The organism is Paeniglutamicibacter sp. GQ140, assembly GCF_059759235.1.
This window is the reverse complement of sequence record NZ_JCAXDW010000002.1, coordinates 247668-270088: the sequence shown is the minus strand read 5'-3', so window position 1 is coordinate 270088 and position 22421 is coordinate 247668. Positions and strand designations below refer to the sequence as shown.

Below are 22421 nucleotides of genomic sequence, written 5' to 3'. Positions count from 1 at the left end.
CGGATCGAAAACAGCAGGGGAGCACGCGTTGGTCTACATGTTGCTGGTGGTCGCCATCGTAATCCTTGGCACAGCAGTGTGCTTGGGCATCGGCACCAGGCGGAGCCGGACTGGTCGGGACGGGCGGCGCTTTGAGCCGATCCGTGGTCCCGTGCAGGGGCTGGTCGAACCTGTGGCCACCCTTCCTCCGGTGCTCCTTCCCGAGCAGCCGAAGGCCGAGGATGTGGAGAAGGTGGGCTTTTCACTGGCGCTGCGTGGATATCGCTGTGATCAGGTTGACGAGGTCCTGGATTCCCTTTCCGCCGAGTTAAGTCGGTTGCATGAGGTCATCGCGGCACACGGAAAAGAGCCTGTGATTAGCAACACGAGCCATTCTTCGGAATAATAGGACGTAGCAAGTTGAAAGCGGATCACGATTATCCAGGTTCGCCGATTAACTCACCACCGGGTGGGGCCCAAAAGGCCTTTACCTCAAATGAAAGGGAACAGCGCTAATGGCTGCGATGAAACCACGTACCGGGGATGGTCCGATGGAAGTCACCAAGGAAGGCCGTAGCCTGATCATGCGTGTACCGATTGACGGTGGCGGGCGTCTGGTTGTTGAACTTAATGCCGCTGAAGCCGCCGAGTTGCGCGATTGCTTGGTAGGCGCCACCGAGTAAGACTCGGTGGCGGAACGCCGCGGGGCGGGGACTTGGCCGGTATGGCCGGGTGCCCGCCCCGTTGTTTGTTACGCTGCGGCGCGTAACCAGGTCACGGTGTTGCGCAGTTTCAATCTTCCTGGAATCCGGGCGATTCCGGGGGAGTGAGCTAGCCGATCCGGGCGGCGAGCTGCAGGCCAAGCCCTGTCGGGACCAAAGAGCTGACAAAGCGTTCGTCCTCGCGCAGCAACCGGGTTGCATTGCGCGTGGCCACGGTGCTGGGCTGGCGCACGGCCGGCTTGGGGACGCGGTGCTGGTCGAAGGCGTCGTGCACGATGACCAGGCCGCCGACCTTGACCAGGCGGATCCCCTGGGTGACGTACTCCAGAAGGTGCGTCTTGTCCGCATCGATGAACACCAGGTCGTAGGCGCCGTCGGTGAGACGGGGCAGCACCGCCTGGGCGCGGCCGGAAATGGCGCGGGTGCGGGAGCCATCGACCCCGGCGTCGTGGAAGGCCGTCCGGGCCGCGGCAAGGTGGTCGACATCGATATCAATGGTCGTCAGCGCGGAGTGCTTGCCCGCCCCACGCAACAGGCTGGTACCCGAGACCCCGACGCCGGTGCCGATTTCGACCATGTTCCTGGCCCCGGAGATCGCGGCGAGGACCGCAAGGAAATTGGCAGTGGCCGCTCCCACGGATTCCACGCCAAGTTCGCGTCCGCGTTCGCGGGCGCGCTCAAGCACCGCATCCTCCTGGGCCTGGGCCTGTGCGTATGTCCAGCTGCTAAAGATGTCCAGGTTCATGGGTGTGCGGCAAATCCTTTGAGGTGCGGTGCGTTGCGGGTTGGTGCCATGGCCAGCCCGGTGAAGGCGGCAGGGGCAGGTGGCGGCTTCCCTGATGATGCCGCCAGGCCCATCCTATCCTTGTCCCGGGCGCAGTCAGGGGAGAAAGCAAAACAATGAAGCGACACAGCTTGCTTTCAGCTTGTGCTCAGGAGCCTGAGTCAGACTTGTTGACGTGAACGCAATGAATCTGTCCTTGACCAGCGACGTACGCTCCCTTGACGAGCCTGCGGAGTTCGAAGTTCCGAGTTGGGACGAGATCGTCAGGGACCATTCGCCGCGGGTCTACCGGCTGGCCTATCGCTTGACCGGCAACCGGCAGGACGCCGAGGACCTGGCCCAGGAGACGTTCGTGCGGGTCTTCCGTTCGCTTCACACCTTCACACCCGGCACGATCGGCGGCTGGCTGCACCGGATCACGACCAACTTGTTCCTTGACCAGGCGCGGCGCAAGTCCCGGATCCGCTTTGACGGCCTTGCCGAGGATGCCGAGGCGAAGATCCCCGGGACCTCGCCGGGCCCGGAACGAAGCTTCGAATACAACAACCTGGACGTCGATGTCCAGGCGGCACTGGACGCGTTGAGCCCCGAATTCCGGGCGGCGGTGGTCTTGTGCGACCTCGAGGGCCTCTCCTACGAGGAGGTCTCGGAGGCGCTGAACGTCAAGCTCGGCACGGTTCGGTCGCGCATCCATCGTGGCCGGGGAATGCTGCGCGAAAAGCTGGCCCACCGCAACCCGGCCGTCAGGCCCGCGGCAACCATGGCGTTGCCCAAGATCCGGCGGACGATCCCGGGAGTGCGCTAGGGCATGCATCGTTTTGAACGTTGGATGGGCCAATACGCGGACGGCCGGCTGGACCCTCGCCGTGCCGACGCCCTGGAAAGGCACGTGCGGAACTGCGCCGCGTGTACGGCGGCTCTTGAATCGACGCAGCGCGGCCACGGGACCTTGGCCACGCCCCCGGACCGCCCCCCGGTTCCGCTAAATGCGCAGACCCTGCTCGGTGCCAACTACTCGCTGCCGCGTGAGCACGGTGCCGGACGATCCCGGACGAACGGATTCGTGCCGATGGCCGTGTTGCTGCTGCTCTTCGCCCTGGTGGGCTCGATCGCGGCGATGTCCTGGTTCCTCGGTGCGCCGGCCGCGCTCGGCGCCCCGGAGCGAGACCCGGCCGAATCCTGGAATGCCTCGGCCCGCAGCCTGGATGCGGAGGCCCTGAACCAATTGCGCCAGGCCGGCTGGACATGCCCGGTCATCGAGGCGGCGGGGTTCAGCCTTACCTCGGCCACTGGGGTTACGGACAAGGGCGAGTCGACGGTCAGGCTGGTGCTCAGCGACGAAGTGCACACCGTGGAGCTGGCCGAGACACGCGCGCTGGGCGGGAGCCAAGGCGCCCCCCTGCAGAAGTCCATGGCCGCCTCGGCGAGCACCGATCCGACCTCCGGCATGCTGACCGAGCTGGGACACCGTTTGGGTGCCAAGGCCGCTGCCGCCGTCACGTATGCTGAGGGGACCGCCACGTTGAACATGGAGGGCGTGCGCTACGAGGTCTCCTCGGACCTTTCCAAGGCGGACGTGGAACGGGTCCTGCAGCGGCTGGTGGTGGGCGAACACACGCGCATTGTGTCGCTGGATCCCTCGACCGAGAAATTCTCGCAACGCCTGCTGCGAGGCTTTTCCCGCCTCATGGTGTTGGACTTCAAATAGGCGATGGCCTCATCGCAGCTCGAAAGCAGGTAGTCTACAAAGGTGTTTTTGGGAATCAATGGCAGTGAACTGCTGGTGCTTGCGGTACTCGCGGTGGTTATCCTGGGCCCCGAGAAACTTCCGGAGTACGCCGCGCAGTTGGCGCGCCTGGTCAAGGAGCTGCGCCGCATGGCCACCGGTGCCAAGGAGCAGCTGCGTGAGGAAGTCGGCGACGACATCGCCGACATGGACTGGCGGAAGCTTGACCCGCGCCAGTACGACCCGCGCCGGATCATCAAGGACGCGCTGCTCGAGGACTTCGAGGACGCCGTGGTGGCCGCCAAGGAGGCACCTGCCGTCCAGCAGCGTCCGGTGGCGATCGCCAAGATCGCCCCGTTGGCCCCGCACGAGCCGGCACCATATGACAACGAGGCGACCTAGCCACCGCGGGGACCACACCCCACCGACGGGTTCAGCAGGCGGCATCCCCTTGGGGATGCCGCCTTTGCCATGTCCCGGACGTTGCCGGCGAAGTGGCCGCGGCGACGTGCCGGTGCGCAGAGGTGCCCGCTGCGGCCCCCGGCGAACCGCCACGCGGCCCGGGGCAGCTAGCGCGGGGTGACGCCCAGTTTCAGGCCGGCCAGGCCTCGTGGGCGGCGCGTGAGGCCGCGGGCCATGTCGATGACCTGCGCGGCGGCAGGGGAGTCCGGGTGGGAGAGCACCAGCGGCATGCCGGCGTCGCCCCCGGCCCGCAGCAACGGATCCAGCGCGACCTGCCCCAGCAGCGGGACCTCGGTGCCGAGGACCAGCGACAGGCGTTGCGCCAGCTCGGCGCCGCCGCCGGATCCGAAGACCTCCATGGTGGACCCGTCGGGCAGCACCAGCCAGCTCATGTTCTCGATGACCCCGACGACCTTCTGGCCGGTCTGCACGGCGATCGACCCGGCGCGCTCGGCGACCTGTGCGGCCGCCGCCTGCGGGGTGGTCACGACCACGAGCTCGGAGCCGGGCAAAAGCTGGGAGACGGAGATGGCGATGTCCCCGGTGCCCGGGGGCAGGTCCAGCAGCAGCACGTCCAGGTCCCCGAAGTGCACGTCGGTGAGGAATTGCTCCAGTGCCCGGTGCAGCATCGGGCCGCGCCAGATCACCGGCTTGTTGTCGGGGACGAACATGCCGATGGAAATGACCTTCACCCCGTGCGCCACCGGCGGCAGGATCATCTCATCGACCCGGGTCGGGGTGGCCCCGGCAATGCCCAGCAGGCCGGGGATGGAGAAGCCGTGGACGTCGGCGTCGATGAGCCCCACGCGCAGCCCGTCCGCGGCCATCGCGCAGGCCAGGTTGGCGGTCAGCGAGGACTTGCCGACCCCGCCCTTGCCGCTGGCGATGGCGATGACCCGGGTCAGCGAGGCCGGGTCGGAAAAAGGGATGGAGCGGCCCTTCAGCGATTCGCGCAGGGCCGCGCGCTGCTCGGGGCTCATGACCCCGAGGGCGACCTCGACGCGGGCGACCCCGGGCACCGCGGCCAGGGCGGCGGCGACGTCGGCTTCGATGGTGGAGCGCATCGGGCAGCCGGCGATGGTCAGCAGCACCGTGACGCGTGCTGTCCCGTCGTCGAGCTCGGCGGATTCGACCATGCCAAGTTCGGTGATGGGCCGGCGCAGTTCCGGGTCCTGGACGGCGGAGAGTGCTTCAAGGAGCCGAGGCTCGAGGGTCATGGCGTGTCAGTCCTCCGGGGACGCTGCCCGCGGCCCGGCGCCTTCGGGGGCACCTGCGGGATGAGTCCGGTGTTGGTCGAGGTGCGGTCCTTGCGCTTGGAGGGCTTGGCCGGCTTGGCGCGCAACTTCAGTTCCTCGCCGTCGGCGGTTTCCAGCAGGTCCTCGAGTGCCGAGCGCAATTCGGAGCGCACGTAGTCGCGGGTCGCCACGTCGCGCAGGGCGATGCGCAGGGCGGCGAGTTCGCGGGTGAGGTACTCGGTGTCCGAGAGGTTGCGCTCGGCGCGCCCGCGGTCCTCGGTCAGCGAGACCCTGTCGCGGTCGTCCTGCCGGTTCTGCGCCAGCAGCAGCAGCGGGGCGGCGTAGGAGGCCTGCAGCGAGAGCATCAGCGTCAGCGCCGTGAAGCCCAGGGCCGCGGAGTCGAAGCGCCAGCCCTCGGGCGCCAGCGTGTTCCAGATCAGCCAGAACACGCAGAAGATCGTCATGTAGAACAGGAACTGCGGGGTGCCCATGAAACGCGCGAACTTCTCGGTGCTGGAGCCGAACCTGTCCGGGTTGGGGGAAAAGCGCGGGAAGAAGCGGTTGCGGGCGGACATGGGGGTGTCGAGGCCTGTCGAGACCTGGCGCTTCTCAGCCATGGGAACCTCCGTTCAGGGGTGGTGGTGCGGTGCCGTCGGATGCGGCCTCGTTGCCGGCGGCGTCGTCGGGATGGTCGTCGTGGGTGCGCCAGTCGTCGGGCAGCAGGTGGTCGAGCACGTCGTCGACGGTCACCGCACCGACCAGGCGCCCGTCGTCGTTGACCACGGCCAGCGAGGTCAGGTTGTAGCTGGCCAGGGTGCGCGCGACCTCGGCGACCTCCGCCAGGTCGTCGATGGGCTCGACGTCGGAGTCAAGGATGTTGCCCAGCGACTCCGGCGGCGGGGTGCGCAGCAGTGCCTGGATGTGCACGGCTCCCAGGTAGCGGCCCGTGGGGGTCTCCAGCGGGGGCCGGGTGACGAAGACCGTGGAGGCCAGCGCGGGGCTCAGTTCCTCGCGGCGCACCGCGGCCAGGGCCTCGGCGACGGTGGCCTCGGGGGAGAGGATCACCGGGACCGGGGTCATCATCGACCCGGCGGTGCCCTCGGCGTATTCGAGCAGGCGGCGCACGTCGCGCGCCTCCTCGGGTTCCATCAATTCCAGCAGCGCGTGCTTGGTGTCCTCGGAGAGCTCGCCCAGAAGGTCGGCGGCGTCGTCGGGGTCCATTTCCTCCAGCACGTCCGCGGCGCGCTCCATGTCCAGGGCGGAGATGATCTGCACCTGCTCGTCGTCGGGCATTTCCTGGAGCACATGGGCCAGGCGTTCGTCCTGCAGTTCGGAGGCTACCTCGACGCGGCGCTTGTCGTTCATCTCGTGCAGCGCGTCGGCGAAGTCGGCGGGCTTCATCTCGTCGTGGGCGGCGACGAAGGTGCTGGCGGCCTGCGGCTCGTGCAGCGCGGTGTGCACGATCGCGTCCCAGGGCACCAGCAGGCGTTCCCCGCGGGCACGGCGCAGCCCCAGCAGCCCGGAGGCCGGCTCGCCGCGCCTGACGTAGTAGTCGGAGATGATCCAGTCCCCGTTGCGTTCGCGGGCCAGCCCGATGTCCTCGACCACCGCGTTGCCGCTGCCGTCCCCGAACACCACGCGCCGGTCGAAGAGCTCGGCCGCCACCATGATCTCCGCGCCGCGCTGCTGGAAGCGGCGCATGTTGACCAGTCCGGTACAAATGATCTGCCCCGACTCCATGGCCTGGATGCGCGTCATGGGCACGAAGACGCGCCGCTTGCCGGGCACCTCGACGACCACGCCGACGCACTGGGCGGGCTTGGTGGCCAGGCGGGAAATGACCACGACGTCGCGCAACCGCCCGAGGCGGTCGCCGAGGGGGTCAAAGACGTCAAGGCCCAGCAGTCGTGCGATGAAGACCTTCGTAGAATTGCTGCTCACGCTCTCTAGGCTACTGCCTGCGGTGCACCGGGCGCCGGTTTGGGCAATGTGTTGAACGCGACGGTGCCAAACGCCGGTCTTCGGGCCGGTGGCTTTCACCTTCAGCGATCAAGTCAGGTCTTCGGGCCCGGCAGCGTGCACAATGGATATATGTCATCCCCACTTGGTGCATCCCCGTCCAACCCGAATTTGCCCGGCTTGCCGCGCGGCGAGCTTTTGGGGCGCTACAGCACCTACCTGGATGCCCAGAAAGTGGTGGACTACCTGGCGGACAACGACTTCCCCGTCGCCAACCTCACCATCGTGGGCAACGACCTCAAGTCGGTGGAGCGGGTCACCGCCAAGCTCAGCTACCCGAAGGTGGCCGCAGCCGGCGCCGCCCAGGGCGCCATGTTCGGCGTCTTCGTGGGCCTGGTCCTGACCATCTTCAGCCCCGGCTCCAATGCGCTGGCGCAGATCCTGTCCTCGGTGGGCATCGGCATGGCCATCTGGATGGTGGTGGGCGTGGTGAGCTATTCCTTCCGGCGCGGCAAGCGCGACTTCGCCTCGCAGTCCCAGGTCCTGGCCACCAGCTACGACGTGGTGGTCGCGTTTTCCCACGCGCATGCGGCCCGCGCCCTGGCGGCCAAGCTGCCCATGAGCCGCACGGCCGCCGACAACGGGGTCGGTGCGCACGGACAGCCGGTGCAGCCCCCTGCCCCGGTCCAGGCCGCCGGCCAGTCGGCCCCCGCCACGCCAACCGAACCGGGCGCCCCGACTTCGGGCAGCTATTCGGACCTGCCCGATGGACGCCCGCAGTTCGGCATCCGGATCCAGGACAACCAGCCGCCGGCCGCAACCCCCGCGCCGCAGGCGCCAGCGGCAGCACCGGCCTCGGAAGCGGCCAGCACGCCCGAGGAGGCAGCCGATACCGAACCCGGCGTCTCGGCCGGGGCAGGGGAAGCCACGCCGGAGGATGCAAACCACCAGGAACACGGCAAGCACCGTTAGCCACCGGCCCGGCACCGGCGGGAGGGATCCCGTGGGCCACGCCGAGAAGTCATGAAACGCGAAGGCGGCCTTCATCCGTGAGGATGAAGGCCGCCTTCGCGTTATGGCCGGCGGGCGCGATTAGCCCTTGCGAACCTGCGCCATCCATTCCTCGACCTCGGCCGGGGTGCGCGGCAGCGCGGCGGAGAGGTTCACGCAACCGTCCGCGGTGATGAGCACGTCGTCCTCGATGCGCACGCCGATGCCACGGTATTCCTCGGGCACGGCCAGGTCCTCGTTCTTGAAGTACAGGCCCGGCTCGATGGTGAAGACCATGCCCTCCTCAAGGATGCCGTCCAGGTACAGCTCGGCCTTGGCCTGCGCGCAGTCGTGCACGTCCAGGCCCAGGTGGTGGCTGGTGCCGTGCGGCATCCAGCGGCGGTGCTGCTGGCCCTCGGGGGAGAGTGCCTCCTCGAGCGGCACCGGAAGCAGGCCCCAGGCGTCGAGGTTCTGCGCCAGCACGGTCACCGCGGCGGTGTGCAGGTCGCGGAACCTGGTGCCGGGCTTAGCCACGGCGAACGCTGCGTCGGCGGCATCGAGCACCGCCTGGTAGATCTTGCGCTGAACCTCGGAGTAGCTGCCGTTGACCGGCAGGGTGCGGGTCACGTCGGCGGTGTACAGGGACTCGGCCTCGACGCCGGCATCGAGCAGCAGCAGGTCGCCGTCGTTGACGGTGCCGTTGTTGTTGATCCAGTGCAGCACCGTCGCGTTGTTGCCCGAGGCGGCGATGGTGTCGTATCCCAGGTCGTTGCCGTCCTCGCGGGCCCGGGCGAAGAAGGCGCCCTCGACAACGCGCTCGCCGCGCTCGTGCGCGACCGCCCGGTCCAGCGACCTGACCACGTCGTGGAACCCGTTGACCGTCGCGGCCACGGACTTCTTCATCTCCGCGATCTCCCACTGGTCCTTGACCAGGCGGATCTCGCTCAGTGCCTCGGAGAGTTCCCCGTCCAGCGAGTCGGAAACCTCAAGGTCCACCCCGGTGTTGATGCGGGAGGTGTCGACCAGGGCGTCGCAGTTCATGTCGACGTCGCGCAGCAGGCGGATGCGCATGCCTCCAAGTTCCACCACGCCGGCGTCCTTGGTGATGGCGACCTCGAGCCCGGACAGATCGGCGGTGGGCAGTCCCAGGCGCGCCTGCAGCAGCGGCAGGGTCGGGCGCGGGCCGATCCAGAATTCGCCGGTGCGGGCGCTGGAGTAGAACTCCTCGGAGTCGCGGCCCGCCATGGGCGAGAAGTACAGGGTGGAAACGTGGTTCGACCCGTTGTCGCCGGCGCCCGCCTCGGTGGGCTCCAGCACCAGGACGGCTTCCGGTTCGTGGTCAAGTCCCAGCCCGGTCAGGTGCGCGAAGCCGGAATGGGGCCGGAAGCGGTAGTCGGTGTCGTTTGACCTGACCTTGTGTGGTCCGGCGGGAACGACCAGGCGTTCGCCGGGGAACCTGGCCGAGATGGCCGCGCGGCGGGCGGCCGCGTACGGCGCGACCTCGTCCGCGCCCGGAAGCGTGGAGGTGTCGGGCGCCCATGACGAGGCCATGAACTTCTTGAATGCCTCGGAGTTGGGGCGCTGGGAACGGTTGTTCACGCGCTCTTCAAGGGGCTGGTCGCTGCCGGTGGTGGTGGTTGCATCAGTGCTCATCGACCAATCGTCTCAAAGCCCGAGCGTATACGCCAAGGCGCCCTCCAAGCGAAGCGGTTCCCGCACCGTCCATGGCATGGTTGTGCGCGCCAACCGCAAGGCTTCGGGGGCGACGTCCCCTGATCATCGGGCTGCCCATCGGACTGTCGTGTTCGTCGGGGGAAGAACCCCGCGGGGCGCTGCCGACGGCACCGCGCCGAGGGACTACCCTGAGAGCTATGCGGATCGACCTTCATACCCACTCACATGTCTCCGACGGGACGGAGCACCCCGCCGAATTGGTTGCGGCGGCCAAGGCCGCAGGCCTGGACGTTCTGGCGTTGACCGACCACGACCAGACTGCAGGCTGGGAAGCGGCCGGACAGGCGGCACTTGAAGTCGGAGTTGGGCTGGTCCCGGGCATGGAAATCTCTTGCAAGACCAAGTCCGGGGTCAGCGTCCACCTGCTTTGCTATCTTCATGACCCCGCACATGCCGGCCTGATCGAGGAAATCGGAAAGGCCCGGGATGCGCGCATTACCCGGGCCCGGCGCATGGTCGAGTTGCTCGCAGAGGACTATCCGGTGGATTGGGACATGATCGCCCGCCATTCGATCCCCGGCGGGACGATCGGCCGTCCCCACATTGCCGACGCCCTGGTTACCGCCGGCGTGGTTCGCACCCGCACCGAGGCGTTCGCGGAGGTGTTGACCGCCCGTTCGCGATACTACGTCGGGCACTACGCCATGGATCCGGTGACCGCGGTCAAGCTGGTACGCGATGCCGGCGGGGTCCCTGTCTTTGCGCACCCCGTGGCTTCTGCCCGAGGCCGGGTTGTGGGGGAAGAGACATTCGAGCAGATGATCGACGCCGGATTGCTTGGACTGGAAATCGATCACAGGGACAACCCCGAGGAAGGGCGCAAATTCCTCCGTGCGCTAGCGCGAAAACATGACTTGATCGTCACAGGATCCTCGGACTACCACGGTGCCGGCAAGCCGAACCGTCTGGGAGAGAACACCACCAGCACGGAAATGCTGCAGCGGATCCTGGACGCCGGGACCGGAAGCGCTCCGGTGGGAATGCCTGACCTGTTCTAGCCGACCGGCTGGAGCGCACCGCCACCGTCCCGACCGGGGTGCTGGCGGTGCGCTTTTTTGATGCCCTGACAGTGGTCGACAAAGTCGCTAATGCCGTGGTCAGGTACCTATTGTTTCCACTCGTGCGTTCGGTGGTCGAAGCATTCGCAGGCGGCGCAAAACTATTTCTCTCTTAACGACAATTAAGTTGTGAACTGTTATTTGAGACTTCTAATTGACGTCATATGGGCGGGCAATTTGCCCCGTTTTCGGGTGCGTCTTTCCTGACGTCTGCACCGGATCAGATTCGCTGCTGGGGGAGTGGACGCCGGACACCTGCTACTATCGTTCTAGTTGCTTCGCTGTTTGAAATGTTTTTGTTGAGCTTAGTTCCAGCGTTTCACGAAGCAACTCGCAGCCACGGCGGTAGGAATTTCACCGTCAATTTGGATGTATATCGGTGTCGCGCACGGGTGAGGAAAACCTCCCTGCGACCTAAGTCCGATGTCCAAGTGTCCGGCATGAAGCCCGGGTGGTTATGCGCGCTCAGAATGCGTCCACGCCGGATGCCTGCTCGATTCGTGTATGCGAAGTCGATTAATTGTGCCCTAGTCGGCCAGCGCGCAACTATAGGAATTGTTGCCGGCGGCATTCCTACGTAGAGAGGATGGATATGGATCTCGAAACCGGGGACTATCAACTTCTCGCAGGATCGGTTGTCCTGGGATTGTTGGTGCTGTTTTACGGGGGGACATTTGTTATGTCCCTTTTTATTGGAAAAAAGAAGGAAAATGCCGACGGTTATATGACAGCCGGAAACAAAATTGGTTTCGGCGTCTCTGCGGCCAGCATGACGGCAACTTGGATTTGGGCATCCTCGATGTACGCCTCGGCGACTTCGGGCTATACCTATGGCATTTCCGGGCCGATTCACTACGGTCTTTGGGGTGCGTTGATGATTCTATTCATCTACCCCTTCGGCCGGAGGATCCGTGCGGTAGCGCCAAAGGCACACACCCTCGCGGAGGTCATGTACGCCCGCCATGGTCGTTCCAGCCAGCTCATGCTGGCAGGATCCAATATCCTTGGCAGCGTTATCTCCCTGACCTCAAACTTCATTGCCGGTGGCGCGCTTATCGCATTGCTCTCGCCATTCAGCTTCCGGCAAGGCATCATCGCCGTGGCCGCAGGCATCCTGCTCTACACGCTCTGGTCAGGGTTCCGCGCATCGGTGCTTACCGACTTCGCCCAGGTAGTAGCGATGCTTGGCGCGGTGGTGATCATCATTCCGGTGGTCTTCTTTGCCGCCGGTGGTCCGGGGCTCTTTGAAACCGGAGCCTCAAACCTTTCGGCACAGCAGAGCAATTTCTTCTCCTCCGACGCGTTCATGAACCAGGGTGCCCCGTACATCGCGGCCGTTCTTGCGTACGCCATCGGAAACCAGACGATCGCCCAGCGCCTCTTCGCGGTGCGTGAGGACCTCATCAAGCCGACCTTCATCACCGCGACAATAGGCTATGGCGCCACGATCATCGGATTTGGCATGCTTGGCGTCATAGCACTGTACGCGGGGATAACCCCGATTGACGGTGACACCAACAACCTGATTCCGCAGATGGCCGTCACTTACCTTGGACCGGTCCTGTTGTGCGTCTTCTTCATCATGATCCTGGGTTCACTTTCCTCCACGGCCGATTCGGATCTGGCGGCGCTTTCCTCGATCGCCATGGCCGACATTTACGGCCAGTCGGTGGGCAAGAAGAACGCCAATCCAAAGACGATGCTCCTGGTCGGCCGCATCACCATGATTCTCGCCACCGCCGCGGGACTGTTCTTTGCCACCGGGCAGATGAACATCCTTGACTTGTTGGTCTTCGTCGGCGCGCTTTGGGGTGCGCTGGTGTTCCCGGTCATTGCGAGCTTCTATTGGAAGAAGGTCACCAACATGGCCTTCACCGTTTCGACGCTTGCCGCGCTGGCCTTGTTCCTGCCCGTGCGCTTCGAATGGATTTCCATGTCCGGCGCGACCGGCTACATCGTTGACATCATTTCCATCGTCGGCGTCGGTGTGGTCCTTGGCCTCATGAGCTTTGGATTCTTCGGGCTCAAGATTGCCCGGATCATTGGAATTGCGGCCGTCGTAATCGTGGCGCCGTTCGCATTCGGCACCCTTCACGAATACGCAGTGCTTAGCGGTTCACTGGTCGCTTATTCGGTATCGACCGTCGTTTGCTACCTCATGTCCGTGCGTTCGAAGCAGGACTTCGATTTCAGCACCATCAAGGACCGTGTCGGTGACTTCGACCCCGTCGAGACGGTCACGAGCGACGTCGACCCCGTGGTCACCAGCAAGTAGAGACAAAGAAACAGGAGGCTGTCATGGATATTTTTTGGTTGACCGTATACGTCTTGATCTGGCCCGTCGTTGTTGGCGGTACGCTTTTCGTGATTGTGCGCGCGTTCTATCGTGAATGGCGCCAGGCACGTGCCGAGGGCCGGGGCATGGTCTAGGCCGCAGAGGGGCGGCAAGCAGGCCAAAGGCCAACCGTCGTCCCGATTGCTGCAAGAGCATGGAGTCTGCCTGTCACACAGGCAGACTCCATGCTCTTTTTGAGCCACGCCGGCATTGTGGCCCAGTCAGCCGCTTCGAGCGCCAGGGGCCGTTCGCCAACGTCCAGTCGGACGTCGGTGTCATGCTGCAATTGGCCGAACCGCCTATCGAATTTCCCCCGCAGCACCACGCGTTCCTGATCGATGACGAACAATTCGACCGAACCAACGCGCTGATACAGGAACGCGGGGTCGAGCGGACCACTACATCGAATTCATTACTCGCCCGTACCTGCAAAGGGATTCGGCGGCTGGTTCGGCAGTTCTAGTCCTCGAAGAGGGAATCGCAGCCAGGGGCGCTGGTTCCCTGGTTGCAGTTATCCGCCACGAGGATCTTCTTGGTCCGCCACACGCTCATCGTGATGGGCTGGCTCGGGACATTGGCAACACCGGGGATCGGTGTCCACGGGCCGCCCTCCGTCGAGTACTCCCCGCGGAACCGGGTGGTCAGCCCGACCCCGAAGTCGCCGGTGTCCTTGTAGACGTGGCTGGTGCTGGTCGGCTCGTCAAAGCCGCGCTGGGCCATGGGCGCACCGGGAAAGTTCAGGCTCCGTGTTGTCCCGTCCCCGTATGACCACACATAGGTCACCGGTATCGCCCGGACGCGGACGGCTTGGTCGAAGAGCTCGATGTTGAAGTTCTGGGTTTTGGACTCCGCATACATGTGGGCGTGTCCATTGCGCAGCGAAAAGCTCTCCGGCTGGCTGAAGATTGTGGATGCGCTGATCGGCATCCGTCGAAACTGTTCCGGCGTGACTCTGGCAATGTCTTCTTCAGCACCGGGGACTTCGATCGTTGGCTCAACGGTGCAATATTGCCGCATAGAAAGGACCCTTCCAACGCGGGGCCCATTGAGCGCCTTGATTAATCTAGTCAAGGTGTAACTGCCGTCCGGGCATGAAGGGTCCGTGTTGGCCACACAAACTCTAATCAGCGTCATCGCCGGACTGCATTCCTGATAGTAAGTAACTTCGTAACGAATTTTTGGTCCGTTGCTAATGGTCCGCGTGCGTCCAGTCTTTTTGTCCCCATAGGTACGGCCGCCGTTGCTGAAACTACAGCCGGGATTCTTGGCAATAAATTCACTCCCGTTTGCTGAATATCCGGCCTCGTGACAGGCATAGGCAATATTTGCAGATATAACTACGTTGAATGAGGCCAGCAGGAGGGCCAACGCGCTCAATATTGCAAATTTCTGGGCTTTCATATCCGATCATTCCGAGTCAAGCCACTGAAGATCGATGACTTGCCAGCCCTTGTCGTATTCCATTCCAAGGGCTCCAATATCAGGCTTCTCTGTTCCCGGCAGCTTTCCGTAGTATTCGGCTTTTTTGTCGTAGACCAACAGCTCTTCTCGCTCCAATCGAAAATTGGCAACACCAGAGTGCCCTTCTGCAATGGCAAGGGTAACTGCTGCATCGAGTTGTCCACCCACCGACCACGCGCCATTTTTAGCCAGTCCGTCGGCTGGGTCAATGAAACTTCGAACACAAATTTCACATTGCGGCCGCGTGACTGCTTTTATGGGGCGGGTGTCGTTGGTGACGTACATGTATTCGAGAAGGTCAAACCAGTGCATTGTAAATGCCGCGATTCCTACATCGGACTTTTCTTTTGCAGCCTCGGGCATCTTTGGCACCGGCCAGTTCTTCGCGGGGCCCTTTGAGCTCGCTGGTACTGGTGTGGGCGTTGGCTTCGCAGTTGGACTCGGTGACGGTGCAGGAGCGGAGCTGGAAGCCGCAGGGGTTGAAGCCGAAGTCGAACCGGTGGGCTCGGCAGGAGTCGCATCCCCGGTGCATCCGGTCGCCGCGAGCAGTAGGGCACCCGAGCAGCAAACGACAATGACTTTCTTGATTTTCGTAAACATGCCAGAGGCCTACGATTCGGTCGGAGTCAATTAGCTGACATCCTAGCCCCGTTCCCAAGACTTCGGGAGCGTTTTCCACAGGGCATTGCTAGCGGCAGCATCGTTCGTGTTGCCGTTGAGACACTCTGGACCGCCATTGGGCGAGGAAAAGATCGGGTGACCTATGCATCGACGATGGCCTGGATCTGGGGCTCGACGCCAAGAGGGTTGCCGATGCGGCAATTATCGATTCCGGTGGGGAACTTATTCCGGCCGTGGCAGCGTGATCCCGCCAGATAGCAGGAAGCCCCGTGTTGCCTTGGGATATCGAGGCAACACGGGGCTCAGCGCGTCAAAGGTCTTGGCTCGTGGAAAGGGCCAAGGGGCGCCACCGCGAACGTGGAAACAACACCCCGAGGAAGGGTCAGTCTTCCAGGGCCTGAAGCAGCGTTGCCTTCGGGATGCGCTTGGTCATCACGGCAATGGACTGCGGGTTTTCGTCCACGCAGACAAATCGTCGGCCCAAGGCCTGGGCAACGGAACCGGTGGTCCCGGAGCCGGCGAAGAAGTCCAGGACCCAGTCGCCCTCTCGCGAGCTCGCGTTGATGATCCGGCGCAGGATGCCCTCGGGCTTCTGCGTCGGGTATCCGGTTTTTTCCTTGCCGGTGGGCGAGACGATGGTGTGCCACCAGACGTCGGTGGGCAGCTTGCCGCGTTCGCGCTTCTCGGCGGTGACCAAACCGGGGGCCATGTAGGGCTCGCGGTCGACCTCGGCGTTGTCGAAGTGGTAGGTCTTGGGGTTCTTGACGTACACCAGGATGTTGTCGTGCTTGGCCGGCCAGCGGGACTTGGCCCGTGCGCCGTAGTCGTAGGCCCAGATGATCTCGTTCAGGAAGGACTCGCGGCCGAAGATCGAATCGAGCATGACCTTGGCGTAGTGCACCTCGCGGTAGTCAAGGTGCACATACAGCGTCCCGTCGTCGGCCAGCAGCCGCCAGGCCTCGCGCAGGCGCGGCTCCAGGAAGGACCAGTAGTCGTCGAACGCGTCGTCGTAGCTGTGCAGGTCCCCGCGCAGGGTGGAGTAGCTCCGGCCCTGGAAACCGACCCGGTCGCCCTCGCCGGCGGCCGTGCGGACAGACGTCATGACCTGGCGCTTTTGCGTTCGGCCGGTGTTGAACGGCGGATCGACGTAGATCAGGGTGAAGGATTCATCGGGCAGGGTAGGCAGGAACGTCGCGTTTTCGGCATGGACGATCAGGTTGGGTCCTGCCGGATCCCAGGCGGTGGCTGGGGATGCAGCGGCGGGCCCATCGGCGTCCGGTGAGGGATCGGCGATGGGCCCGTCGGGAATGCTGGTCAACGTCATCTAGTTGCTTGGCGTCAATCTACTCGGCGTCGGTGCGGTTCACGACTTCGCCGTCGCGGCGGCGGGTGCGGCTGCGATTGGGGCGGGTGCGTGCCGGGCGCTCGGCCTTCGGGGCGCCCTGGTCCGCGGACTCGGAACCGGTGGCGTGCTCGGAGGCAGGGGCGGATTCGCGGTGGCGCTCGCCCTCGCGGGCCGGACGGTCGGAGCGGCCGCGGGAATGGCCGTGGCGTCCGCCGCGCTCACCGCTGTTGCCGCCGCGCTCACCGCTGTTGCCGCCGCGCTCGCCGCCGCGTTCTCCGCGACGCCCGCCTTCGGAGGAACGCGAAGCGTGCTTCTTGCCCGTCTCGCCCAGGTCCTCGAGCTTTTCGCCGGCCAGGCCCTCGAGCTTGCGCGCGTGGCGCGGCAACCGGCCCTTGGTCCCCGCGGGGATGTTCAGGTCGGCGTAGAGGTGCGGCGAGGAGGAATAGGTTTCCACCGGCTCGGTGACGTTCAGGCCCAGGGCCTTGTTGATCAATCCCCAGCGCGGAACGTCTTCCCAGTCCACGAAGGTCACCGCGGTGCCCTTGTTGCCGGCGCGGCCGGTGCGGCCCACGCGGTGAAGGTAGGTCTTCTCGTCCTCCGGGCACTGCAGGTTGATCACGTGGGTGACGTCGTCCACGTCGATGCCGCGGGCCGCGACGTCGGTGGCGACCAGCACGTCGACCTTGTTGTTGCGGAAGGCGCGCAGCGCCTGCTCGCGGGCACCCTGGCCCAGGTCGCCGTGCATGGCGCCGGCGGCGAAACCGCGATCGATCAGCTCGTCGGTCAGCTTGGCCGCCGAGCGCTTGGTCTTGGTGAAGATGATGGTCCGGCCGCGGCCCTCGGACTGCAGGATGCGGGCGACGACCTCGTCCTTGTCCAGCTGGTGGGCGCGGTAGACGACCTGGCGGATGTCCTTCTTGGTGATCGAGTCGTCGTCCGGGTCGGCGGCGCGGATGTGCGTCGGCTTGGTCATGTAGCGGCGGGCCATGGCGATGACCGGGCCGGGCATGGTGGCCGAGAAGAGCATGGTCTGGCGGATCGCGGGGGTCGCGGCCAGCAGCGTCTCGACGTCCGGGAGGAAGCCCAGGTCAAGCATCTCGTCGGCCTCGTCGAGGATCACGATGCGCACGTTCTTCAGGTTCAGGTGGCGCTGGCGGTGCAGGTCGATCAGGCGGCCGGGGGTGCCGACCACGATCTCGACGCCGTTGTTCAGCTGCTCGATCTGCGGCTCGTAGGCGCGTCCGCCGTAGATCGTGGCGATGCGGGCGTTGCGCTTGGTCGAGGCCTTCTCGATGTCGGCGGCGACCTGCACGGCAAGCTCGCGGGTCGGGGCGACGATCAGTGCCTGCGGGGCGCCGGGGGCCGGGAGCTTGTCGTAGCCCTCGTCGTCCGGGCCGACCACGCGCTGCAGCGCGGGGATGCCGAAGCCGAAGGTCTTGCCGGTGCCGGTCTTGGCCTGGCCGATGATGTCGTGCCCGCCCAGTGCGACCGGGAGGGTCATCGACTGGATGGGGAAGGGGTGCAGGATCCCGGCGTCCGTGAGGGACTCGACAATGTCGGCGCGCACGCCGAAGTCGGCGAAGGTCAGCTGCGGGATTTCGTGCGGGGTTTCATTGGTGGACAGGGATTCTTCGATGTCCACTGCCTCGGACGCCGAATCGGCGGTGAGCAGGTGTTCTGTATTCGACACGGGGGGTCTCATTCGTTTAGGCACTTGCGGAGTGCGGTGCTCGACGACCGTTCCCGGCAGGGCCGGGGAAATGGGGTCGGAGGTCCACCACAATCGAGGTGCTTCCAGCGGAGCCGATCGCAGGCTTAGCTAGCGGTCAAGTGGATCTGACCACGTGGGGCGCGGAAGTCGCTGGGTAATCCCGCATGAATTCTTTTCAAGGTACGCGACCGGGCATCCTTGTATACCCCTCAAGCATATCGTGCGACCGGGCAATTTCGGGTATTGCCCGCCCGCCGGGGCCCGGCGCAGCGCCCGGGTCCCGGCGCGTGTGGTCAGGGCCCCAGGATCCGGAAGAGCACCTTGCGGCTGGCCATGTCCGCGTGGACGAGTTCGACCTCCACCTGCATGCCCGCCTGCGCGGTGCCTTCGAAGGGTGCCATCACGGCCGGGTCCTTCACCTGCAGGGTGCCCCCGTTGCGGTGGTTGCCGTTGCCCGAATCCCCGGAGCCGGTGAGCGTCACCGCGGAGAAGCGCTCGCCCACGCGGTGGGCCAGCGAGGCGGCCTCCACGGTGTCGATGGCGGCACGCTCGACCTTGTTCACGATGCGGTTCGAGTCGTTCATCAACTCCGGCAGCTGGGGCAGCACCTCGCGCACGCCCGCCGGGACCTTCTGTCCGTGGACGGCGTAGGAGCAGACCAGCAGCGCGAAGCGGTCCACGAGGCGGCGCAGCGGGGCAGTGGTGTGGGCATAGGGTGCGGCAATGGCGGCCTGGACGGTATCCTCGGGCACCTCGCCGTCTAGCGCGGTGTAGGTGGCGCCGCGGAACAGGCTCGTGGCCTGGTGCATCAGGGCCAGCTGGCGGGTGTCGGACAGGTCCAGGGAACGCAGGAACTCGCCGTAGGGCTGCTCCGGCTCCCAGATGGTCCCCAGTGCCTTGGCCTGGAGGCGGAAGATCCGGATGTCCTTTTCGGCCGGTGCCGGCATGGTGCGCAGCAGACCCACCTTCGCCTCAAGCATGATGCGGGCGGCCTCCATCCCGGTCATCAGGGAGATCTGGGCGTTCCAGTCCTCCACCGGCAGCGGGGCGTCGTTCACGATCGTGTAGGTGCCGTCGACGCACTCGACTTCCTGGGAGGGGATGCGCAGGGACGCGCCGCCGCGGGCCCGCTCCAGTTCGATGCGCTTGAGCCCGACCTCGCGCAGCAGCTGCAGCATCGGGCTGGCGGTGCCGGCGTCGAGGGAAGCCTGGACATCGACGTAGTTGAGCTTTTCCCTGCTGCGGACGATGGCCCGTTCCAGTGCGGTGTGGGTGACGGCCCCGGAGCCATCGAGGGTGAAGGCCCAGAGGTAGGCGCTGCGGTCCTGGTTCGGCAGCAGGGAACCGGCGTCCTCGCTGATGGCTTCGGGATGCAGTGCGATCCGCCGGTGCGGCAGGTAGACCGTTTGGCCGCGCAGCCTGGTCTCGGCATCGAGGCTGCCGCCCAGGGCGACGAAGCCCGGCACGTCGGCGATCGCATAGTGGACAACATAGCCCTCGCCGCTGCGGGCCAGGTGCACCGCCTGGTCCAGGTCGGTGGACGTTGCCGGGTCGATGGTGACAAGCTCGATCTCGCGCCGGTCGATGGCGGGGCGCTCGAAGTCGGCAATGGCGCGCCGGGCCTCGGCGAGCACCTCGGGCGGGAATTCGCTGCGCAGGGCGAACTCCGTTTCCAGGGCCTCGAGGGCCTGGGCCAGTGCGGTGCTGCGGGCCTCGGGTGTGAGGGCGATATTTTGGTGGATCACATCGCCAGCATAACCACCACGCGCGGGCCGGGACGATGTTGTGCCGCGTGTGTTGTGCCCGAGTACGCTGAAGCCATGACCAAATCACCCTTGACCTTTGGTTCGGCGGCCGCCGCGCAGGACGCGGAACTGGCCCTGCTGGGGCTTATCGCCTACCAGGAGCTCACCGCCTTCGAACACCTGTCCTCCGACGCGCGCCTGTCCCCGACGCTGGTCGACCGCGAAACCCTGGGCAGGTTCGCCGTGACCGAGTTCGGGCACTTCGAAATGGTGCGCGAATTGATTGCCGCGCGCGGGCTGGACCCGCAGGAGGTCATCGAGCCGTTCATGGCGTCGCTGGACGAGATGCACCGGCGGACCAAGCCGGGGGACTGGTACGAGTCGCTGACCAAGGCGTACGTGATCGACGGGGTCGCCGCCGACTTCTACGCGCTGATCGCCTCCGGCCTGGAGCCGGAGGCGCGCACGCTGGTGGAGGAGGTCAAGACGTCGCAAACGAACACCGAGTGGCTGCGCGAGCGGCTGCAGCTGGCGATTTCCGACCATCCCGAGCGCGCCTCGCGCCTGGCCCTGTGGGGCCGCCGATTGCTAGGGGAGGCGCTGACCCAGGCGCGGGAGATCGGGGAGACCTATGACTTCTGGGGTGCGTTGCAGGCAGAGGGCCGCAACGACCGCGGACAGGAAATGACGGCGCTCTTTGCCCGGCTGGTGGAAAACCACTCGCGGCGCATGCGCCAACTGGGCATGACCGCCTGAGAAGTGACCGGGGACGGCTGTCCCCGAACGAACAGAAACGAGAAGAACCATGGGCCTTGAGAAGGATTCACCCCTCCGTGTCCTGACCGCGTACGAGGTCGCCAGGGCGTTGAAGGAGCTGCCGTCATGGCGCGAGCGCCAGGGCGCGCTGGTGTGCGCCTGGAAGTTCCCGGACTCGCGGGAGGCCATCGACTTCCTGGCCATCGTGGCCGAGGCCGCCGAGCGCCAGGGACACCACCCGGACGTCGACTGGCGCTGGAACACCATCTTCCTGAGCACCACCTCCCACGACGTGGGCGGGGAAATCACGCTGCGCGACGTCGCCCTGGCCACGCTGCTGGAATTTGCGGCATCCGACTCGCCGGCCGTTGCCGTGCCCGAGCGCCACCAGGACGTGTCCCTGGGCATCGACACGGAAGACCCCGAGCGGCTGGAGGACTTCTGGATCGAGGTCATGGGATACCGCAAGGGCCGCGACGGGGACCTTGTCGACCCGCACGGGCGCAACCCGCGGATCTGGTTCCAGGAGACGGCAACGCCGAACCCCAACCGGATCCACCTCGACAAGCACATTTCCCATTCCGGGCTGGAACATGCCCGGGCCGCCCTGGAGCCGCGCGCCGGCATGGGGGACAGGACCCACGAGCCGAGCTGGACCATTTACTCGGACGCCGACGGCAACCGGGTTTGCCTGTGCACCGAGCAACGGCAGGATCCGCCCGCCCTCGACTAGGCCCCGGCCGCTGCGCGGCGGCGGACCGGGGGTCTTAAGCGCCCGAAGGGGGGACGGTTTCCCGTCCCCCCTTCGGCCACCGCTCGAAATACGCCTACTGGGCGAAGCCCACCCGGCGCGCTTCCTCGGCACCGATCTCGACATACGCGATGCCCGAAACAGGCACGAGCATGAGGCGGCCCTTGGTGTCGGTGAGGCGCAGTTCCCCACCGGCGGCCAAGGCGTCGGAGACGCGCTTGGCCAACTCCTCCGCGTTCTCTGCGGATTCGATTACGATCTCGCGGGCAACATTCTGAATTCCAATGCGAACGTCCATGTCGGCCTTCCTGGTTTGGTGCATGTGCCGGGGCCCGGTGGCGCCGACCTACATCTACTGTCGAATTTACGTCAGGATTCCTTGGGGAATCGACCGATTCCGCGCCAAGCTAAACGCGACACCAAGTCACTGGCCTCTTCCATGGACACCTCGTCGGCCATATCCACCCAGTAGCGGGCCGAGACCTGGGCCATCCCGGCCATGGCGCGGCCCATGAGCAGGGCCTGTGCCGGGGGAAGCTTGGTGTCCTCGGCGATGACGTCGGCAATGCGCCGGGCAAAGTTCGCGTTGAACGCCTCGATGCGCCCGCCGATCTGCTCGTCGTTGAGCAGGTCCGACTCGAAGATCAGCCTGAACCCCTGGGAATCCCTGGCGATGTACTCGTAGTAGGCGCGAATCGTGGCAGTCACGCGCAGCTTGTTGTCGGCGGTGGAGTTGATCGCCTGCTTCAACAGCTCGCTGAACTCGTCCATGTGCGTATCGAGCAACGCGACGTAGAGCTCCCGCTTGCCCGGGAAGTGCTGGTAGAGCACCGGCTTGGACACCTCGGCGACCTCGGCGATCTCGTCCATCGAGGCCCCGTGGAAGCCGTGGGCGACAAAGACCTGGTGCGCCGCCTGGAGCAGCTGGCGACGGCGGGCCGCGCGCGGCATCCGGGCCGTCCTTTGGGGCCGGCCGCCGAGGCTTGGGGGTATGGTCACGTCGGCCCTTTCGCGAAAGCAGGCCGCCCGGCGAAAGCGGGCGACATT

23 protein-coding genes are annotated in these 22421 nt (G+C 65.5%); 11 read left to right on the top strand and 12 right to left on the bottom strand.

The window, feature by feature from the left end:
• The first annotated feature begins 37 nt into the window (after positions 1-37).
• Positions 38-385: a DivIVA domain-containing protein gene (locus AC6CHY_RS03940; protein ID WP_217389255.1), complete on the top strand. Its 348-nt coding sequence runs from the start codon at positions 38-40 to the stop codon at positions 383-385.
• Between the two features lie 109 nt (positions 386-494).
• Positions 495-662 carry a DUF3117 domain-containing protein gene (locus AC6CHY_RS03935; RefSeq protein ID WP_217389055.1) on the top strand — a complete coding sequence of 56 codons (168 nt, stop codon included), beginning with the start codon at positions 495-497 and terminating at the stop codon, positions 660-662.
• A gap of 148 nt (positions 663-810) precedes the next feature.
• On the opposite strand, the gene AC6CHY_RS03930 is transcribed toward AC6CHY_RS03935, so the two are convergent.
• Entirely contained in the window at positions 811-1446 is a 636-nt protein-coding gene (locus tag AC6CHY_RS03930; RefSeq protein ID WP_217389056.1) for an O-methyltransferase, read from the bottom strand.
• A gap of 223 nt (positions 1447-1669) precedes the next feature.
• Between AC6CHY_RS03930 and sigE the strand changes: the two genes are divergently transcribed.
• From sigE to AC6CHY_RS03915, 3 genes are read left to right on the top strand one after another with little or no spacing between them, the layout of a single operon-like run.
• Positions 1670-2290, top strand: coding sequence for an RNA polymerase sigma factor SigE (gene sigE, locus AC6CHY_RS03925; protein WP_498225761.1), 621 nt, complete (start codon positions 1670-1672; stop codon positions 2288-2290).
• 3 nt (positions 2291-2293) lie between these two features.
• Positions 2294-3193, top strand: coding sequence for a zf-HC2 domain-containing protein (locus AC6CHY_RS03920; RefSeq protein ID WP_498225576.1), 900 nt, complete (start codon positions 2294-2296; stop codon positions 3191-3193).
• A gap of 42 nt (positions 3194-3235) precedes the next feature.
• Positions 3236-3613 carry a sec-independent translocase gene (locus AC6CHY_RS03915; protein WP_498225575.1) on the top strand — a complete coding sequence of 126 codons (378 nt, stop codon included), beginning with the start codon at positions 3236-3238 and terminating at the stop codon, positions 3611-3613.
• Positions 3614-3780: 167 nt separating this feature from the next.
• On the opposite strand, the gene AC6CHY_RS03910 is transcribed toward AC6CHY_RS03915, so the two are convergent.
• From AC6CHY_RS03910 to AC6CHY_RS03900, 3 genes are read right to left on the bottom strand one after another with little or no spacing between them, the layout of a single operon-like run.
• Positions 3781-4890, bottom strand: coding sequence for an Mrp/NBP35 family ATP-binding protein (locus AC6CHY_RS03910; protein WP_498225573.1), 1110 nt, complete (start codon positions 4888-4890; stop codon positions 3781-3783).
• Positions 4887-5525 (bottom strand): DUF1003 domain-containing protein, encoded by a 639-nt coding sequence (locus tag AC6CHY_RS03905; protein ID WP_217389060.1) that lies wholly within the window; start codon positions 5523-5525, stop codon positions 4887-4889. Before AC6CHY_RS03905 ends, AC6CHY_RS03910 begins: the two co-directional genes overlap by 4 nt.
• Positions 5518-6849 carry a magnesium transporter MgtE N-terminal domain-containing protein gene (locus tag AC6CHY_RS03900; RefSeq protein ID WP_336245094.1) on the bottom strand — a complete coding sequence of 444 codons (1332 nt, stop codon included), beginning with the start codon at positions 6847-6849 and terminating at the stop codon, positions 5518-5520. Before AC6CHY_RS03900 ends, AC6CHY_RS03905 begins: the two co-directional genes overlap by 8 nt.
• Before the next feature lie 150 nt (positions 6850-6999).
• Between AC6CHY_RS03900 and AC6CHY_RS03895 the strand changes: the two genes are divergently transcribed.
• Positions 7000-7839 (top strand): YflT domain-containing protein, encoded by an 840-nt coding sequence (locus tag AC6CHY_RS03895; protein WP_217389061.1) that lies wholly within the window; start codon positions 7000-7002, stop codon positions 7837-7839.
• A 120-nt stretch (positions 7840-7959) separates the two neighbouring features.
• On the opposite strand, the gene AC6CHY_RS03890 is transcribed toward AC6CHY_RS03895, so the two are convergent.
• On the bottom strand, positions 7960-9510 hold the full coding sequence (locus AC6CHY_RS03890) for an aminopeptidase P family protein (protein ID WP_498225570.1): 1551 nt from the start codon (positions 9508-9510) through the stop codon (positions 7960-7962).
• 218 nt (positions 9511-9728) lie between these two features.
• Here AC6CHY_RS03890 and AC6CHY_RS03885 point away from each other — a divergent pair, with 218 nt between their 5' ends.
• From AC6CHY_RS03885 to AC6CHY_RS03875, 3 genes are all read left to right on the top strand, one after another.
• The gene (locus AC6CHY_RS03885) at positions 9729-10589 is read left to right on the top strand and encodes a PHP domain-containing protein (protein ID WP_498225568.1); all 861 of its coding nucleotides are present in this window, start codon (positions 9729-9731) and stop codon (positions 10587-10589) included.
• A 652-nt stretch (positions 10590-11241) separates the two neighbouring features.
• Complete coding sequence (locus AC6CHY_RS03880; RefSeq protein WP_217389257.1) at positions 11242-12924, top strand: sodium:solute symporter family protein; 1683 nt, start codon at positions 11242-11244, stop codon at positions 12922-12924.
• Positions 12925-12947: 23 nt separating this feature from the next.
• Entirely contained in the window at positions 12948-13079 is a 132-nt protein-coding gene (locus AC6CHY_RS03875; protein ID WP_217389064.1) for a putative transporter small subunit, read from the top strand.
• A 364-nt stretch (positions 13080-13443) separates the two neighbouring features.
• On the opposite strand, the gene AC6CHY_RS03870 is transcribed toward AC6CHY_RS03875, so the two are convergent.
• The 5 genes from AC6CHY_RS03870 to AC6CHY_RS03850 all read right to left on the bottom strand — a co-directional run bounded on the left by AC6CHY_RS03870 (position 13444) and on the right by AC6CHY_RS03850 (position 19867).
• Positions 13444-13911, bottom strand: coding sequence for a hypothetical protein (locus AC6CHY_RS03870; protein WP_217389065.1), 468 nt, complete (start codon positions 13909-13911; stop codon positions 13444-13446).
• Positions 13912-14391: 480 nt separating this feature from the next.
• Positions 14392-15045, bottom strand: coding sequence for a DUF6318 family protein (locus AC6CHY_RS03865; RefSeq protein ID WP_256449166.1), 654 nt, complete (start codon positions 15043-15045; stop codon positions 14392-14394).
• 403 nt (positions 15046-15448) lie between these two features.
• Positions 15449-16390, bottom strand: a complete 942-nt coding sequence (locus AC6CHY_RS03860) for a DNA-methyltransferase (protein ID WP_254456087.1) — start codon at positions 16388-16390, stop codon at positions 15449-15451.
• 19 nt (positions 16391-16409) lie between these two features.
• Positions 16410-18113, bottom strand: coding sequence for a DEAD/DEAH box helicase (locus AC6CHY_RS03855; RefSeq protein WP_217389067.1), 1704 nt, complete (start codon positions 18111-18113; stop codon positions 16410-16412).
• A 302-nt stretch (positions 18114-18415) separates the two neighbouring features.
• Complete coding sequence (locus AC6CHY_RS03850) at positions 18416-19867, bottom strand: RNB domain-containing ribonuclease (RefSeq protein ID WP_498225564.1); 1452 nt, start codon at positions 19865-19867, stop codon at positions 18416-18418.
• Between the two features lie 75 nt (positions 19868-19942).
• Here AC6CHY_RS03850 and AC6CHY_RS03845 point away from each other — a divergent pair, with 75 nt between their 5' ends.
• Positions 19943-20623 (top strand): ferritin-like fold-containing protein, encoded by a 681-nt coding sequence (locus AC6CHY_RS03845; RefSeq protein WP_217389069.1) that lies wholly within the window; start codon positions 19943-19945, stop codon positions 20621-20623.
• A gap of 49 nt (positions 20624-20672) precedes the next feature.
• The gene (locus AC6CHY_RS03840) at positions 20673-21356 is read left to right on the top strand and encodes a 4a-hydroxytetrahydrobiopterin dehydratase (RefSeq protein ID WP_498225562.1); all 684 of its coding nucleotides are present in this window, start codon (positions 20673-20675) and stop codon (positions 21354-21356) included.
• Positions 21357-21450: 94 nt separating this feature from the next.
• On the opposite strand, the gene AC6CHY_RS03835 is transcribed toward AC6CHY_RS03840, so the two are convergent.
• Both AC6CHY_RS03835 and AC6CHY_RS03830 read right to left on the bottom strand, forming a co-directional pair.
• On the bottom strand, positions 21451-21672 hold the full coding sequence (locus tag AC6CHY_RS03835) for a DUF3107 domain-containing protein (RefSeq protein WP_217389071.1): 222 nt from the start codon (positions 21670-21672) through the stop codon (positions 21451-21453).
• A gap of 71 nt (positions 21673-21743) precedes the next feature.
• The gene (locus AC6CHY_RS03830; protein WP_254456088.1) at positions 21744-22325 is read right to left on the bottom strand and encodes a TetR/AcrR family transcriptional regulator; all 582 of its coding nucleotides are present in this window, start codon (positions 22323-22325) and stop codon (positions 21744-21746) included.
• Positions 22326-22421 lie beyond the last annotated feature (96 nt).